This window comes from Veillonella sp. 3913, assembly GCF_003992235.1.
Taxonomy (GTDB): Bacteria; Bacillota; Negativicutes; order Veillonellales; family Veillonellaceae; genus F0422.
Genome location: NZ_RQVF01000001.1, coordinates 619,852 through 636,175 on the forward strand (window position 1 = coordinate 619,852; position 16,324 = coordinate 636,175).

The window sequence follows — 16,324 nt, forward strand, 5'->3', positions numbered from 1 at the left end:
AGATATGAGAAAACCACGTATGTCAGTATTATCACTGATATGCGTGGTTTTTATTAATATACTATTCATAACTGCTACTACCTATGTTAGAATAAATAATAAATATATTTCTATATATGTAAATCGAAAGGAGTCTTCTAATGAAACGAATGACTATCGCTTTAATTTCTTCTTGCTTTGCTCTGTTCTTATTTTGCTTTATGCAAATACCTGTAAATGCGACCGATATTTGGGTAAGCTACGATCGATACGAAAACCTAGATACTTATATTATGGATGACACAATTTCTTATGGCAAATCCCAAAATGGTCCTTGGATATCTGTATCTGTAAAGCGTATACAAAATGGTAGAGTAAAAGAAGTACTAACATGGAACTTCATCAAGTATAAAACAGATATGTGGCGATATTACACCAATACAATGAGAGGTAATAGTTCCGTTGTTGACCCTAATAACAAGATTTTCCTATATACAATAAATAGCATTGGTTGGCCTTATTATATTGATGGATATTACATCTATTAATTCCATATTAAATATACCAACTCTAATATAGTATTATTTTCTACACCAATATACACACTTTATATTCGCAACTTCTATACAATCTATATGCATCTTCTAGATATAGATGTATAAGCAACTGATATGTGGAGGTACTATACCAACACAATGAGAACACATTATACTTCAATTGTAATCCCACATCATAAAATATTTGAATATATGACGCACGGAATAGGTTTGGCCTATACTATTCGAGATAATTTATGGTTCTATTAATTATCCCCCCAATAATTTTTACACACGACAAAAAATTACCTATAGCTTAAATATTCTAATTAGCTAAGACCACATTTATTAATTATAATAAACGTGGTCTTAGTTTTTCTATATTCGTGTTTAATATCAACTTAACATTCTATAAATAAATTTCCCATCTCCTTTAGCCCCACAGAATTGCCTATCCTTTGCTATCAATTTTCCACGTGAAAATACTAAATGTACTTCTCCATTTACTGTTAATCCCTCATATGTATTATAATCACAAACACTATACTGGTTTTTGACACTAATTACGCCTGTTTTACTTGGGTCAATAACAACAATATCGGCATCAGATTGCGGAGCTAAAGAGCCTTTTTGCGGATACATTCCAAATATTTTAGCAGCATTTGTACTAGTAATACTAACATAATCATTTAACGAAATACGATTTTTTAATACCCCTTCTGAAAACAAAATAATCATACGTTCCTCTACACCTGGTATCCCACCCGGGGCTAATGTAAAGTTATTTGCAGCTTTTCTTTTATCCCGTTCAAACATAAAAGGACAATGATCGGTTCCAATGGTCTGTATACTACCTTTAGTAATAGCTTTCCATAAATAATTTTGATCTTCTTTTGTCCTTAATGGTGGGGCCATCAAATATTTAGTCCCTTCAATAGGTCCTTCTTTATAATATTTAGACTCATCTAAAAGTAAATATTGTGGACAAGTTTCACTATAAACATTTTTTTGTCCTATCATTCTTGCCAGTTCAATTCGTTTTACTGATTCTCTTGCAGATGTATGGACAATATACACCGGTGCATCCCCCTCCATTTTAGCAATAGATAACAATGTATCCACGGTTTCAGCTTCAGTCATATTAGGCCTAGATTTAGCATGGTAAATGGGTTCTAGTTGTTTATTTTTTATACATTCAGACTGATAATACCTTGTCATAGCATCATTTTCACAATGTATAGTCAAAATTCCTTTTGAAATTTTCATTTGTCTCAAAAGTAACGCAAAGTCTACTTCTGTCATAGCATAGCCATAAGTTGAATACGCTTTGAACGATGGAATGCCTTCATTAGTAATGATATCATTTAATTCATTTAATATATTAGAATTAACTTCTTGAATAACTCCATGAAATCCATAATCTATAACTGACTTCTTGGCTAATTCATGATAAATATCAATTGAATAATGCAAGTTACACCCTTTAGGTCCAAAAGCAATATGATCCAAAATAGTTGTCGTCCCACCAACTGCAGCTGCTACAGTTCCTGTATAAAAATCGTCAACAGAGCGATAGTCAGGACTTTGTTGCAACTCCATGTGAGTATGAGGATCTATACCGCCTGGCATAACATAACAACCAGAAACATCATAAATTTTATCAGCATCAGAGTCCTTAAAATCTCCAATCGCCAAAATCTTTTCTTCTTCAATAAGAATATCACCACGGGATATTTGGGTGTCCGTCACAATTATTCCACCCTTTAATAAAGTTCTCATAAGAAACTCCTATAAATAGGCAATTAAACATTTAACTTATTATTAATAATATCTACTTTTGTTTATTATCCAATTTAAGCATTAACCAATAAATAAATCCTGTGATTATTACGCCATATACATATGAATTATCAAATATAAAATGCAATGATGGCACTTCTCTACTTACAAAAATAATAGCAGTAAAAATTATAAATAATATACAAGCTTTTATATTCCAGCCATTATTATAATAATATTTACCTTCAGTAGTCTTAAAAGCATCTACCATATCAATCTCTTTATTCAGTTCAAATAAATATGAAACAATATATATGCCTGTTAATGGTCCTAATAACGCTCCCAATAGTTGTGTAACATCGAAAATTAAGTGATAAGCGCTAGATAAAGAGTCCCATGGACGAGCTAGTAAAGCCAATGATGCTGTTATTATCGATACTGCTTTATAAGATAATCTTCCACGAACATAAGTTGCTACAATGTTAATCGGCGGAATAAGGTTACCTGCCACATTAGTTGTTAATACAGCAAAAATAATAAATAAGGAAAATAGTATTCTGATAAATGCGTTTTCAAAATTACCTACAATAATTGCTGGCTCCCAAATTTCCTTATTGAAAGCTAGATATGCTCCTGCTGTACCACAAATCCCTACAAAAGAAATATATCCAGTCATTAACGGAGCACTTATTAATTGTCCTACTATTTGATTCCGCTGTTTAAAGCAGTTTCTTGTAAAGTCTGGCATTGATAAAGCAATACCTCCATCAAAAGCAATCATAGCAGATAAAGCAGGCCAAAATAACTCCCAAAAACCTACCCCTTCTTTTGAGTCAAGTACTTTTGCAGATAATAATGTATCTAAACTCCAATTCGCTGTACTAAATCCCCATATAATTACAACAAAACTAAGAAGAATTAAGACGGGAGCGGAAAAACCTTCAAGATATTTTACAGCTTTATTGCCTGATGCTGCAATATATACATTGATAATCCAAAAAATAATAAATGAAATAAAATATCCTATAAACTCTAATTCTAAAAATGAGGGAAATAGTGTTGAAATAATTATAAAAGTTGCTTGTCCTCCAATCCAAGCTTGGACACCAAACCAAAAGACACCTAATATTCCTCTTACTATTGATGGAAATATTAAACCTTTTGGTCCAAAGATAATTTTTCCCAACAATGGATATGTCATCCCATACCTTGTACCATAGTGCCCAATAATGATTGCAACTCCCATGACAATAGTATGACCCAATATGATTGTAAATAATGCTTCATACCAATTCATGCCTGCAACTAATAATCCACTCGCCACCTGATAAACCGCAATAGAGACAATTAGACCAACCCACAAGTTTGCGATATCTTTAGTCGACCAGTCTCTATCTTCAGATGATATTGGGGCTGTTGCTTTACTATACGCATTTGGTCCTTCGTTAATTATGTCTACGCCTTTAGGAGTTAGATCATAAATATCTCCTACTCTTTTTTGAAACAGTTCTTTCATAAGAACTCCCCCTTTCTAATTAACTTAATAATATATCTATCAACTTTCTAAATCAATCTTTTTAACATAAAAACAGTGATTGTTAAGTTACTTATTTGTAATATATTGTTTATGTACCTTTGCATTTCTCATTTTAAATATATTCATATTGTTAAATTCAAGTTTTAAATTAGTAAAATTAATATTTTATAACACCTATCCCTTTTACTCATATCATGTATGTTTTATAGGACTAATTTCAGATATTTTTCACTATGATATCGTCCCTAAAAATAGGCTTACATTTTAATACTGCATTACTATCCATAAATGCTATCACAAAAGCCATACCTTCTTCTGGTGCTCCAGATAGGGTATGGCTTTTACTATGTTCTTATGAAGTTATTGTACTAGGTTACTCACTTTGTCAAAAAGCTGTTCTGCTTCTTTGATACGCTGTTCGCTACCCATGACTACGATATGGTTGTCTTGTAGTACTTTTTCAATGACATCTGCTAATCCACGTAAGTCTTCTACTGTTGTTTCCAAGACTTGTTGACGGAAAGCCGTCATATTTGCTTCATTGGTGTTCCCAAAGTATAAACTCATAGCGCGAGCTCCTTGTAGGAATGGTGTATTAGATACATCCAGTCCACTCATAGTACCAATGATATATTTACGCATTTCTCGTGGAGATAAATCTAATTCACGTAAATACGTCGGCAATCCATCGTACACTTGTAATGTATTTTCCAAGTTTGGATCACGGTAGGAACAGAATACCATATTACCATTATTATGGAAGTTAGCAAAGGCTCCATACGCTCCACCTTGTACACGAATCAAGTTCCACAGATAATCGTAGCGTAACATAGTTTCTAGGACGCTCATGGTACCTGTATGTGTACCACCATGATCACGGAAGTTACCACCTTTTGCCACATATTGTACCTTACCAGATGTAGCTAAGCCTTCATTCACATAGGATTGAGTCATCTCTAGCTGTGCTTCCCAACTATCATCACTTAAAACAGTAGTGATATCATCTAGATGTGCTAAGAAAGTTTCTAGTTCTTCAGTAGTACCTACAAAAGATACTTCCAAGTTATCTTTACGGAATAAACGTTGTTGTACTTTCATCAATTGTTCTGTCACACCAGCTAGTAATGTTTCATTCTCTAAGACTTCGACTAAACGGCGGAAATAACCTAATGTATCTTGGTCTCTAAATTTACCAATTTTCGATACTTTCGCCATAAGCAAGTTAGTAACAATCGTATTACCACGACGGAATGCTTCTGTATCCCAGATGGCCTTTCCTTCTTTTAATAATTCTACAAGACGTTCTTGGCTATCAAATTTTGTATGCCCTACAATTTCTCCAAGTAGAGATGTTAAATGACTAATATTAGATGCTAACGCCTTACTACGAACGACCGCTAATGGTACAAATGCATCACGTTCATTATGGATAGACACTGGCAATACATCCATCGTATAACCACCTAAATGAAGATTAATTTCTTTTGCTATCTCTGCATAGGTAAAACGTTCTGTATCTAGTCGGCCCAATACATCTGACAATAACTCTGCATAGAATACTTCATCTTCTCGCAAAGATTCCATATTGAAATACAAGCTAACATAGTTAATGCCACGAGCTGGTACATCAATGTGATGTACACGAATACCTTTATGATCAATTTCATGACGTGGTGTTACTTCTACTACTGGAGAAATATCAGACAATTCTAATAAAGGAATGGTTGCTAGCGCTTCTTCAGAGTCCACAGCCTGTTGCATTTCTTTTAATTTCGCTGTTTGGTCGATAATATGGGCAATTTCTTCTTTACTCATATCCGCTTTAATAGCCGTCAATTTTGCCGCATCTTCTTGTTCTTTTTTCTCTTGCAATCCTTTTTCCGGATACAAGGAAACTAAACCTTTATGCGTGTTATCTAAGATATAGGTACGCAATAAGTTTTCATAGAAATCTGTGGATAATCCTTCACGAAGTGCTTTCAATACTGGTTCATATTGTAACAGCTCAATAGGATCTTTGTCATATAGCCAATTATCCATCACTCGTAAGCCGTAAGCAAGACCAATTGGACGGCCTCCAAAATCAGCTTCACGCAAAATGAACTCAATACGATTCAAGGAGGCTTCTAATAATTCCTTATCTAATCCTGTATCTACTAATTGGCGTAACGTATTTTCCACCACTTCTTGCAACTGTGCTTGCTTTTCGATTTCAGAACCGGTCACACTAATTTCAAACAATGGCTGACGAATACCATCCATGTAAGAACCGCTCACATCACTACCAATATTTGCTTTCACTAAAGCTTCTTTCAAAGGTGCTGAACCAGATGTAAATAAAGCATGGTTCAACACTTCAAAGGCTAAGCTTTGGGTAAATGTCATTTCTGGGAATACATAGGTTAAAGAATGAATCGCTTTGCCCTTATCACTTTCATCATTACCAATACCATATGGGAAAGATGCCACCACTGGTTCAGATAAAGGCGCTTGCATAGCAATGCTAGAATCTACGTCAATAGCCTGGAAATTTGACAAATATTCCCCATCGATAAATGCTAAGGTTTCTTCAATATTCATATCTCCATATAAATAGATATAGCTATTGGACGGATGGTAATAAGAATCGTAGAAGGCTTTAAAGTTTTCATAGCTCAAATCTGTAATATTGTCAGGATATCCACCAGAATCATGCCCATAGGTAGTATCAGGATATAACAATTTCATCTTGTGATGATCTAATTGAGAGTCAGGTGAGGAATAAACCCCTTTCATCTCGTTATAGACAACGCCTTTATAGGTCAATGGATCTTCTGGAGATTCCAATTCATAATGCCATCCCTCTTGCATAACGATCATCGGATCCTTAGCTACACGAGGATAGAATACGGCATCCAAATAGACATCCATCAAATTATGAAAGTCTGCATCATTCTTACTTGCCACTGGATACACTGTTTTATCAGAGTATGTCATAGCATTTAAGAATGTGTTCAGAGAGCCTTTTACTAATTCAACAAAGGGCTCTTTTAAAGGAAATTTGCGAGAACCACACAGCACAGAATGTTCCAAAATATGAGCTACCCCTGTGCTATCATGAGGGGGTGTACGGAATGCTACATGAAATACTTTATTTGTATCTTCCGTATCTATGTATAACAAACGAGCACCAGATTGCTCATGCTTAAGCATGTAGGCTGTGCCATTCACCTCTTGAACAGGTTCAATTCGCTCTACACGAAAACCTGCATAGACTGTATCTAACTTCATAATACCTCTTTTCTATCTACTAAACATGCAACGGCCATCCCTAGTAAACTAGTTCTGACCGTTGTTATATATGTGTATAACATTTTGTCATAATGCTAACTAATTATATCATGTTCTCACTGAGAATCATAATACAAACAAATGGATAAGACCGGCAAAAATCCAAATGACAGTTCCCCATTTATACGCTTTTCTACCAATCCCAAAAGCAATGCCATGACTCATATTATATCGTGTCACTCCATAAGGAATCAGAATATACAATAACCAAGCAAGAATCATATAGGAAAATTCTAAGCTATACCGTACATGCGCTGCCAACAAACCTACGATAAAAATAGTATCCCAAATCCAACGATCATATACATTCTTAGGTACTTGTTGCCCTTCTAAAATAGGGCGCAAATGAGATACGGAAACAATTTCTAACACTTGTACTAGGGCCATACCTAATGCAATAGCACAAATAGTCTGTACAATGGTGACTCCATCAATTCCTAGCAATGTAAGATTCCCAGTCACACCATACACAGCAAGCACCAACATACCTAATAATTGTAAAGCTTTTGTAACTTCTTCTTTTTGCTGTTCCTTCACCGTCGATTGTTCATAAAACATACGTTGAAAGGGTGTAGAAATTCGATTCAATACTAAAGCTACAAAAATTGCCATCATAGAAACCATGTTATACCTCCCCTAAAAATACAGTTAATAATCGATTTAACTCAATTTGGTCATAGGTACCCATCAACTCACGTGCGGAATGCATGGCCAACAGTGGTAAACCTACATCCATAGTTCGCATCACTAATTGCGCTGAAGAAATAGATCCCACCGTAGAACCTCCTGGAATATCCGATCGATTCACATAGATTTGATGCTTAATGCCATGGGTCTCACATAAATCGGTCACAATCGCTTGTGCCACCGCATCTCCCGCATAGGATTGAGAGCTAGCTATTTTTAAAACTACGCCACCATTCAAAGTCGGGTAATTTGTAATATCATTTTTCTCGCCATAATTAGGATGATATCCATGAGCCACATCAGAAGAAATCATGAACCCTTTTGCAATATCCGCCTCACAAGCTTCTTCTGAGAATCCTAAAGCACGGTACACACGGCGTACTACATTTGGTAATAACAAGGAGGCTCCTCCTTGTTTTGTACGACTTCCCACCTCTTCGTGATCAAATAGGAATGCCATACGAATCCCTGTAGCCTGTTGTTTTTTGGCACTTACAATTCCTTGTAAGCAAGCATAACAGGATGTAAGATTATCTAATCGTGGTGCACTGATATATTCCGCATCAAAGCCGACAGTTTCCACTGTATCCGTATTATACACGGTCAACTCATAGGATAAAATATCTGCCGCTTCACAGCCAATTTCTTCGGCTAATAAGGCTTTTAATAAAGTTTTGTCGTCTTCGTACTCCGTGCCAAGGCCACGCATTAAAATGAGTGGTAACATCTCTTTTTGCTTGTTAAACACAGCCTTTTCATTAACTTGTCGATTCATATGAATCGCTAAGCTAGGGATAGTAGCCACCGGCTTTTCTATATCTACGTAATGCGTCTCTAGGTCTAACCCTTTCCCTTTTGTCACTACCACACCAGCCAGAGAAAGAGGTCGATCGAACCAAGTATATTGAATTAATCCACCATAACTTTCTACATTCAGCTTACCATACCCTTTGTCCGTAATCATTGCATTAGGCTTCACCCGGAATCCAGGAAAGTCTGTATGAGCAGAGGCAATCCGTAATGTCTCTCTTGGATGTTCTCCAATATGGACTGCCACTAAAGTAGTACCATATACATCAATGACATAATCCCCTGCCACCAAATTCCATTCTTCGTCCATCGATAAAGGTGTAAAGCCTTGTTCCTCTAAGCGACGATAAGACTCCTCCACCGTATGATACGGTGAGGTAGAGCTTTCAATATAATCAAAAAAGTCAGCATACATAGTTGCGACTTTATTCTGTTCACACATAGTTCCTCCTATGAAAAATACCATAGGTACAACGTACACTATGGTATTGTCCACGCTCACTCTGGTAAGCCTACTGATTCTAAATTTGTTGTTGTTATGGTTTCAATCTCACCGGCATCACACAACTCTGCTACTTTAGGATCAATTGGTAGTCGGCCTAGTAACAATAAATTGTATTTTTTCAATACTTCATCAATATGACTTTCACCAAAGATTTTATAATCTTTTCCATTATCTGGGCAATGGAAATAAGCAAAGTTTTCCACTACACCAATAATAGGTACTTGCATCATATCCGCCATTTTTACAGCTTTTTCCACAATCATAGATACTAAATCTTGAGGGGATGTAACCACGATAATACCGTCCAATGGTAAGGATTGGAATACTGTCATGGCTACGTCTCCTGTTCCTGGAGGCATATCCACGAACAAGTAATCTACATCGCCCCATACTGTATCGGAGAAGAATTGTTTTACCACATTACCTACCACAGGACCTCTCCAAAGGACTGGATCCGATTCATCATCTAATAGCAAATTCACAGACATCACTTTCACGCCATTTTTAGACACGATAGGATACATCAATTTACCATCATCGCTACGCACTTTGTCTTTCAAACCAAATACTTTTGGAATGGATGGACCTGTAATATCTCCATCAAGAATCCCTACAGATTTGCCTTTACGAGATTGACTCACTGCCATCAAGCTTGTGACCAAAGATTTACCAACACCGCCCTTACCGGATACAATGCCGATGACCTTTTTCACATGACTTCTATCATTTGTTTTTACTGTCAAATCTACTGGTTGTTGCGTACCGCATCCGCTAGAAGATGCGCAACCGCCGCAACCACCGTTATCTCCACATGCCATTATAAACCTTCTTTCTATATGTCTGAAAGTCCTTAGAACTTTCTTTACCAATATAAGTACTGCCATTCACACCTATGAATGTATGGTATATCCTATATATCTATAGGTATATTCCTATTATATCATAGGATATAAAAATTTTGTAACACTCTCATATAAGATAAGCGCAACATAGTCATAAGTAACCAAAACAATTACCTTATATATGTTGCGCTCGTAATTCATCTTTATAAAATACATGTGCAGTGGAAATATTTAGTCCCCACAATACTCACGTGTCAATTCTCCAATAATTTGCATGCCTTTGCGGATGTCTTCAAGAGATGGCACAGTATAGCTTAAACGGAAGTGTTGTCCATAGGGAACGCCATCAGCAGCAAAAGCTCCACTTTTCACAATGCCTACTTTTCGCGCAATGGCCTCTTCAAAGAAAGCGTCACAGTCCACGTGGTCTGGCAAAGTCATCCATATAAACATTCCTCCCGTAGGTTCTGTTAAATGTACTTTAGAACTACCGTATTGACGAAATGTATCTAACATAACATGGCATTTTTCTTGATACACCTTACATACCTTTTGGATTTGCTCATCATAATCGATATGTTCTAGCAAATGGCTTACTACACGTTGTGTGACTAATGGCATTTGACCATCACAATTATTCTTCATCACTTGGATAGCTTGGATTACTTCGCTTGGACCATACAAAAAACCAACTCGCAATCCTGCAGAAATCGTTTTAGAATAGGACCCTGCATATAGCACACGATTATCCGTATCCATTTCTTTGAAAGTAGGCACTCGCTCACCGCCAAAGCGAATTTCTCCATACGGATCATCTTCGTAAATGAACAAATCATAAGCTTTTGCAATTTCATAAATCGCTTTTCTTCGTTCTAAAGGCATAGTAATACCTGTAGGGTTTTGAAAGTTAGGAATCAGATAGATATATTTACCTTTTCCAGATTTTGCCGCTTCTTCCAAAGCTTCTGGAATCATACCATCCCCATCGGTAGGAATGCCTACCGCTTTGGCTCCCACACTACGTACCGCATTAATCGCACTGGTGAACGTATAGGCATCCATGTACACTTCATCGCCAGCATCACACACTGTGCGAGGTACTAACCCTAAATCTTGGCCTGCCCCGATGGACAATAACAACTGTTGGTTTTGGGTAGGCATATGATGCACATGTACCAAACGATGCAATGTTTGCTCTGCTAACTTCGCATCTCCTTGCATAGGACCATATTGTAAAATCTCTAATGGATTCGTATGTACAATGTAGTCAAAGGCAGCTTGAATTTCCGCTACTGGCACCACTTCACCAGCTGGATTTCCTATCCCAAAACTAATAAATCCAGGAATCCCTGCGCCCCGTTCAAACACATCTCGAATGAAATTAGGTCCTTTGCTAATAGACCGTTCTGGCAATACAAATGCCATAAGAATCACTCCTTTTATATTTCTTATTTATTTCAATACTATGGCTATACAATCATAAAACATCAAATATATAATAAAAAAACTATGTATAGGATACGCGTATATAACTGATAGTTACACCATATCCCTCTCAGATATGATAAACAGGAGCAACAGAGTTGCTCCTGTTTTGCATGTTATATACTATAGCCTACATCATAATTTACACCATAACTTGGCCTATATCTGACATACTGACACAATATAAATCGTATCATCTAGTTTGCTACATGCGCTTGCTCTTCGATAGTTAACAAGCAATCGCCACTTTCAATACGGCTACCTTCACGAACATGGATGACACCTACCACACCAGATACTGGCGCTGTAATAGTAGTCTCCATCTTCATCGCTTCTGTCACTACAAGGGCATCACCTTTTTTCACAGCTTGACCCACTTGTGCCACAATTTTCACTACAGATCCGGATAAAGTAGCACCTACCTCACCAGGTTTGGTTGGATCCACTTTATGACGCACTACACCTGTTGTTTTAATGTGTTTGTCATGAACTTTAATCGTTCTAGGTTGACCGTTTAATTCAAACAACACATGACGTGTACCATCTTCATCAGCTTCACTCATTTGAATGTATTTAATCACCAATGTTTTACCTTGTTCGATAGTCACTTCTACGCTTTCACCGCGTTTCATACCAAAGAAGAAAGTTGGAGTATCTAATACACTCACATCGGAATAGTCATGTTTGAACGTGCTATAATCAGCAAATACCTTAGAATATAAGCAGTGAGCAATCACATCTTCATCGGTAGTACCTGCCCCTTTCTCTGCTAGTTCTTTACGAACCGCTTCAAAGTCAACTGATGGCAACATAGCACCAGGGCGACCATCCAATGGTTTCTCACCTTTTAAGACAATTTGTTGTAACCGTTCAGGGAATCCCAAATATGGAGTACCAATGTAGCCTTTGAAGAATTCCACCACAGATTGTGGGAAGTCCAATGTATCCCCTTTGTCGTAGATATCTTGTTCTGTCAAATTATTTTGAACCATGAACAAAGTCATATCGCCAACAATTTTAGAAGATGGCGTTACTTTGATGATATCACCAAATAGCATGCTCACTTCATGATACACACGTTTAATGTCTTCCCAACGCTCTCCAAGACCCACACTTTTCGCTTGTTGTTGTAAGTTTGAATACTGTCCACCAGGCATTTCATGTTGGTATACCGTTGTATTTGGATACGAAGATGTATGATCTACTCCTTTGTAGTATGGACGAATAGAACCAAAGTAGTTGGATGCTTCTTCCATATAAGCTACATTCATAGTTGGTTGACGATCATGTCCAGTCAAACCATAGTACATGGAGCTCATGCTAGGTTGACTTGTACCATTGGCAAAAGCAGAATATGCTAAGTCGATAATATCTACTCCTGCATCTACCGCACGGCCATAGGAGTATATAGCATTGCCAGAACCTTCATGGGTATGTAAGTGAATTGGTAGGTCTACTGCATCTTTTAATGCGCTTACTAAATTATACGCTGCTTGAGGTTTTAATAAACCAGCCATATCTTTGATAGCTAAAATATTAGCCCCTGCTGCTGCCAGTTCTTTACCCATATTGACATAATATGCCAAGTTATATTTATCACGGCGAGGATCTAAAATATCTCCTGTGTAGCATAAAGCCACTTCTGCTACTTTACCTTGATTACGAACTTCATCGATAGCAACTTTCATATTATCTAAGCTATTTAAGCTGTCGAAAATACGGAATACATCGATACCATTTTTGCCAGCCAATCGGATAAATTCACGCACCACATTATCCGCATAGCTTGTGTATCCTACGGCATTAGAGCCACGAAGTAACATTTGTAACAAGATGTTTGGCACTTGTTCACGGAACATGCGCAACCGTTCCCATGGATCTTCATGCAAGAAACGATACGCCACATCAAACGTTGCACCGCCCCAACATTCTAAGGAGAACAAATTAGGCAATCCCTTCGCAACACGACCGGCCACACGAGCCATGTCTGCAGTACGCAAACGAGTCGCAAACAAGGATTGATGCGCATCACGCCATGTGGTATCTGTAAACAATACTTTTGGTTGTTCTTGAATCCATTTAGAGAATTTTTCTGGTCCTAATTCATCCAATTTTTGTTTTGTACCTGCTGCTGGTGCACCTGGCACATTAGATGGCATAATGAGAGGGTCAAATGTTGGTACTTCTTCTTTATGTCCATTGTAACCATTGACAGTTACATCAGCGATGTAGCGAAGAAGCTTTGTACCTCTATCTTTATCTTTTTTTAAGTTGAACAATTCTGGATGTTCGTCAATAAAATGAACATTGTAATCCCCAGATTGGAACACTTCATGTTCTAATACATTCACCAAGAAGTGCACATTCGTTTTTACACCACGAATACGGAACTCCCGCAAGCAACGCAACATTTTACGGATAGCTTCTTCTGTGGACAACGCCCAAGATGTAGCTTTTACTAGCAAGGAATCATAATATGGTGTAATAACTGCACCGGTGAAAGCATTACCACCATCTAAACGAATACCAAAACCACCAGAGCTACGGTACGTAATTAATTTACCTGTATCTGGCATGAAATTATTGTTTGGATCTTCTGTAGTAATACGACATTGGATAGCTACGCCTTCACAACGAATATTTTCTTGTGCAGGAATGGCTACCGCTTCACTGTGCAATGCATGACCTTCGGCAATGCGAATTTGCGTATGTACAATATCGATGCCTGTGATCATTTCTGTCACTGTATGTTCTACTTGGATTCGAGGGTTGACTTCAATGAAATAGAAGTTTCCATCTGCGGTTACCAAGAATTCTACCGTACCAGCGCTGACATAGTTCACATGTTTCATGATTTTCACAGCGGCTGCACAAATACGGTCACGCAAATCACGGGATAAAGCAAAGGCTGGCGCCACTTCTACTACTTTTTGATGTCGACGTTGGATAGAACAATCCCGTTCATGTAAATGTACGATATTGCCATGTTCATCACCGATGATTTGGACTTCGATATGTTTTGGCTCTACAATTAATTTTTCTACGTACACATCATCATCGCCAAAAGCCATTTTTGCTTCAGATTTTGCACGATCATAAGCATCGCGAAGTTCTTCATATTTTGTTACTTCACGCATACCACGACCACCACCGCCATTCACGGCTTTGATCATCAATGGATAGCCATATTTCTCAGCAAATGCTTCTAATTCTGCAAAGTCTTTCAATGGACCATCACTGCCAGGAATCATCGGTATATCTGCTTTTTTGGCTTGAATACGAGCATTTACTTTGTCACCGAACATCACTAAATGTTCTACTTTAGGTCCGATGAACGTAATCCCTTCTTCTTCACAACGTTGTGCAAAATGTGCATTTTCAGATAAGAAGCCATACCCTGGATGGATCGCATCTACGTCATGTTCCTTCGCAATACGAATAATATCTTCAATATCTAAGTATGCATCTACAGGTTTTTTACCTTCCCCTACTAAATAAGATTCATCGGCTTGATTGCGATGTAATGAAAGTGCATCTTCGTTAGAGTAAATAGCCACTGTGCGAATGCCCATTTCGTTACATGCACGAAGTACACGAATAGCAATTTCACCACGGTTTGCTACTAATAGCGAGCGTATTTGTTTCATCATAATCCCTCCTCAACTTTGCATATTCCAGTATTACTACCATTAGGAATAGACATTTGTATACCTCATTATACTCCTAAACGTTGAAATTAGCTAGATATAAACAGTGGTTATTGGTAAAGTTCCTAAAAGAATTATATGAACATAAAAAAAGCCGATATACGACTTTTATCTATACGACAGAGTATGTATATATTTTTTGTAATCATTGACCATATTATCACTTTCTATGATATGATAAATTATATAATCTACATTTGGATACATATATAATTTACTCAACTACAAGGACATCTATGCAACCTATTTTATATTTCACACTTTCATTAGATCATGCTCCATGCTCCATGAATCAAGCTATCCGAGAGCAAAAAGTATCACAAGCTATGCGTCGCCGTCTTCGTCGTGAAGGCTCGTTCCTTGTGAATGACAAAACCGCCACTTGGGATACCTTACTACATCCAGGTGATTCCGTAAAAGTTCACCTCACTAAAACATCACACATCGACCCTACCCCTATGGACCTAGACATTGTCTTTGATGACAACCATCTGCTGGTCATCAATAAACCTGCAGGCATGCTTATACATCCTACTTCCTCTGAAAGATACCACACACTTGCCAACGGCGTATTAGCATACTTTGAAAAACAAGGTATGAACGCTAGCTTTCACCCCATCCATAGACTAGATAAGGACACCTCTGGTCTCGTTATCATTGCTAAGAATGCCTTGGTTCAACATGCTTTCACCAAGCAGCATTCACGCATCCAAAAAGTATACGATGCTATAACCGATGGTATTATTCCTATCAGTAAGTTATCCATTCATTTCCCTATTGCTCGCTTAGAGGGTAGCATTATTGAACGTTGTGCTCATCCACTAGGGCAACCTGCCCATACAGATATAACTGTAGTTCGACAACATCCACATCATACTCATGTGCGCTGTTATCTGCACACAGGACGAACTCACCAGATTAGAGTCCACCTTAGTGCTTTAGGATACCCACTCGCAGGCGATGATTTATACGGAGGCTCCTTAACGTGGCAAACCAAACAATGCCTCCATGCCACAGAACTACATTTTATCCATCCTATGACACAAAAGTGGATCACATTGCAGGCACCATTACCAGAGTATTTTAATAAAATTCCATAACAAAAAAACTGACATACTCTAAGAGCA

10 protein-coding genes are annotated in these 16,324 nt (G+C 37.5%); 2 read left to right on the top strand and 8 right to left on the bottom strand.

The features are described 5' to 3' along the window. The first annotated feature begins 140 nt into the window (after positions 1-140). Positions 141-527 (top strand): hypothetical protein, encoded by a 387-nt coding sequence (locus EO113_RS03070; RefSeq protein WP_062403373.1) that lies wholly within the window; start codon positions 141-143, stop codon positions 525-527. Positions 528-911: 384 nt separating this feature from the next. Here the strand turns inward: EO113_RS03070 and hydA are convergent, their stop codons facing one another. From hydA to EO113_RS03110, 8 genes are all read right to left on the bottom strand, one after another. Next, the gene (hydA, locus tag EO113_RS03075; protein ID WP_062403374.1) at positions 912-2,294 is read right to left on the bottom strand and encodes a dihydropyrimidinase; all 1,383 of its coding nucleotides are present in this window, start codon (positions 2,292-2,294) and stop codon (positions 912-914) included. 52 nt (positions 2,295-2,346) lie between these two features. Beyond that, positions 2,347-3,810, bottom strand: a complete 1,464-nt coding sequence (locus EO113_RS03080; RefSeq protein WP_062403377.1) for an NCS1 family nucleobase:cation symporter-1 — start codon at positions 3,808-3,810, stop codon at positions 2,347-2,349. 381 nt (positions 3,811-4,191) lie between these two features. Further along, complete coding sequence (locus EO113_RS03085; RefSeq protein ID WP_127135522.1) at positions 4,192-7,101, bottom strand: insulinase family protein; 2,910 nt, start codon at positions 7,099-7,101, stop codon at positions 4,192-4,194. Positions 7,102-7,227: 126 nt separating this feature from the next. Beyond that, positions 7,228-7,785: a hypothetical protein gene (locus tag EO113_RS03090; protein ID WP_127135523.1), complete on the bottom strand. Its 558-nt coding sequence runs from the start codon at positions 7,783-7,785 to the stop codon at positions 7,228-7,230. Between the two features lies 1 nt (position 7,786). Further along, positions 7,787-9,100: a M18 family aminopeptidase gene (locus EO113_RS03095; RefSeq protein ID WP_127135524.1), complete on the bottom strand. Its 1,314-nt coding sequence runs from the start codon at positions 9,098-9,100 to the stop codon at positions 7,787-7,789. A 56-nt stretch (positions 9,101-9,156) separates the two neighbouring features. After that, positions 9,157-9,981 (bottom strand): Mrp/NBP35 family ATP-binding protein, encoded by an 825-nt coding sequence (locus EO113_RS03100; RefSeq protein ID WP_009354132.1) that lies wholly within the window; start codon positions 9,979-9,981, stop codon positions 9,157-9,159. A gap of 255 nt (positions 9,982-10,236) precedes the next feature. Then, positions 10,237-11,430 carry a PLP-dependent aminotransferase family protein gene (locus tag EO113_RS03105; RefSeq protein ID WP_062403385.1) on the bottom strand — a complete coding sequence of 398 codons (1,194 nt, stop codon included), beginning with the start codon at positions 11,428-11,430 and terminating at the stop codon, positions 10,237-10,239. 257 nt (positions 11,431-11,687) lie between these two features. Beyond that, positions 11,688-15,137 (bottom strand): pyruvate carboxylase, encoded by a 3,450-nt coding sequence (locus tag EO113_RS03110; RefSeq protein WP_127135548.1) that lies wholly within the window; start codon positions 15,135-15,137, stop codon positions 11,688-11,690. Between the two features lie 296 nt (positions 15,138-15,433). On the opposite strand from EO113_RS03110, the gene EO113_RS03115 reads away from it, so the two are divergent. Continuing rightward, the gene (locus tag EO113_RS03115; protein ID WP_127135525.1) at positions 15,434-16,297 is read left to right on the top strand and encodes an RluA family pseudouridine synthase; all 864 of its coding nucleotides are present in this window, start codon (positions 15,434-15,436) and stop codon (positions 16,295-16,297) included. Positions 16,298-16,324: the final 27 nt, after the last annotated feature.

What these genes read in the sequence shown, in the direction of transcription:
- EO113_RS03105 (WP_062403385.1), bottom strand. Translation starts at nt 11,430, where the DNA reads ATGGCATTTGTATTGCCAGAACGGTCTATTAGCAAAGGACCTAATTTC.
- EO113_RS03090 (WP_127135523.1), bottom strand. Translation starts at nt 7,785, where the DNA reads ATGGTTTCTATGATGGCAATTTTTGTAGCTTTAGTATTGAATCGAATT.
- EO113_RS03110 (WP_127135548.1), bottom strand. Translation starts at nt 15,137, where the DNA reads ATGAAACAAATACGCTCGCTATTAGTAGCAAACCGTGGTGAAATTGCT.
- EO113_RS03085 (WP_127135522.1), bottom strand. Translation starts at nt 7,101, where the DNA reads ATGAAGTTAGATACAGTCTATGCAGGTTTTCGTGTAGAGCGAATTGAA.
- EO113_RS03080 (WP_062403377.1), bottom strand. Translation starts at nt 3,810, where the DNA reads ATGAAAGAACTGTTTCAAAAAAGAGTAGGAGATATTTATGATCTAACT.
- EO113_RS03070 (WP_062403373.1), top strand. Translation starts at nt 141, where the DNA reads ATGAAACGAATGACTATCGCTTTAATTTCTTCTTGCTTTGCTCTGTTC.
- hydA (WP_062403374.1), bottom strand. Translation starts at nt 2,294, where the DNA reads ATGAGAACTTTATTAAAGGGTGGAATAATTGTGACGGACACCCAAATA.
- EO113_RS03100 (WP_009354132.1), bottom strand. Translation starts at nt 9,981, where the DNA reads ATGGCATGTGGAGATAACGGTGGTTGCGGCGGTTGCGCATCTTCTAGC.
- EO113_RS03115 (WP_127135525.1), top strand. Translation starts at nt 15,434, where the DNA reads ATGCAACCTATTTTATATTTCACACTTTCATTAGATCATGCTCCATGC.
- EO113_RS03095 (WP_127135524.1), bottom strand. Translation starts at nt 9,100, where the DNA reads ATGTGTGAACAGAATAAAGTCGCAACTATGTATGCTGACTTTTTTGAT.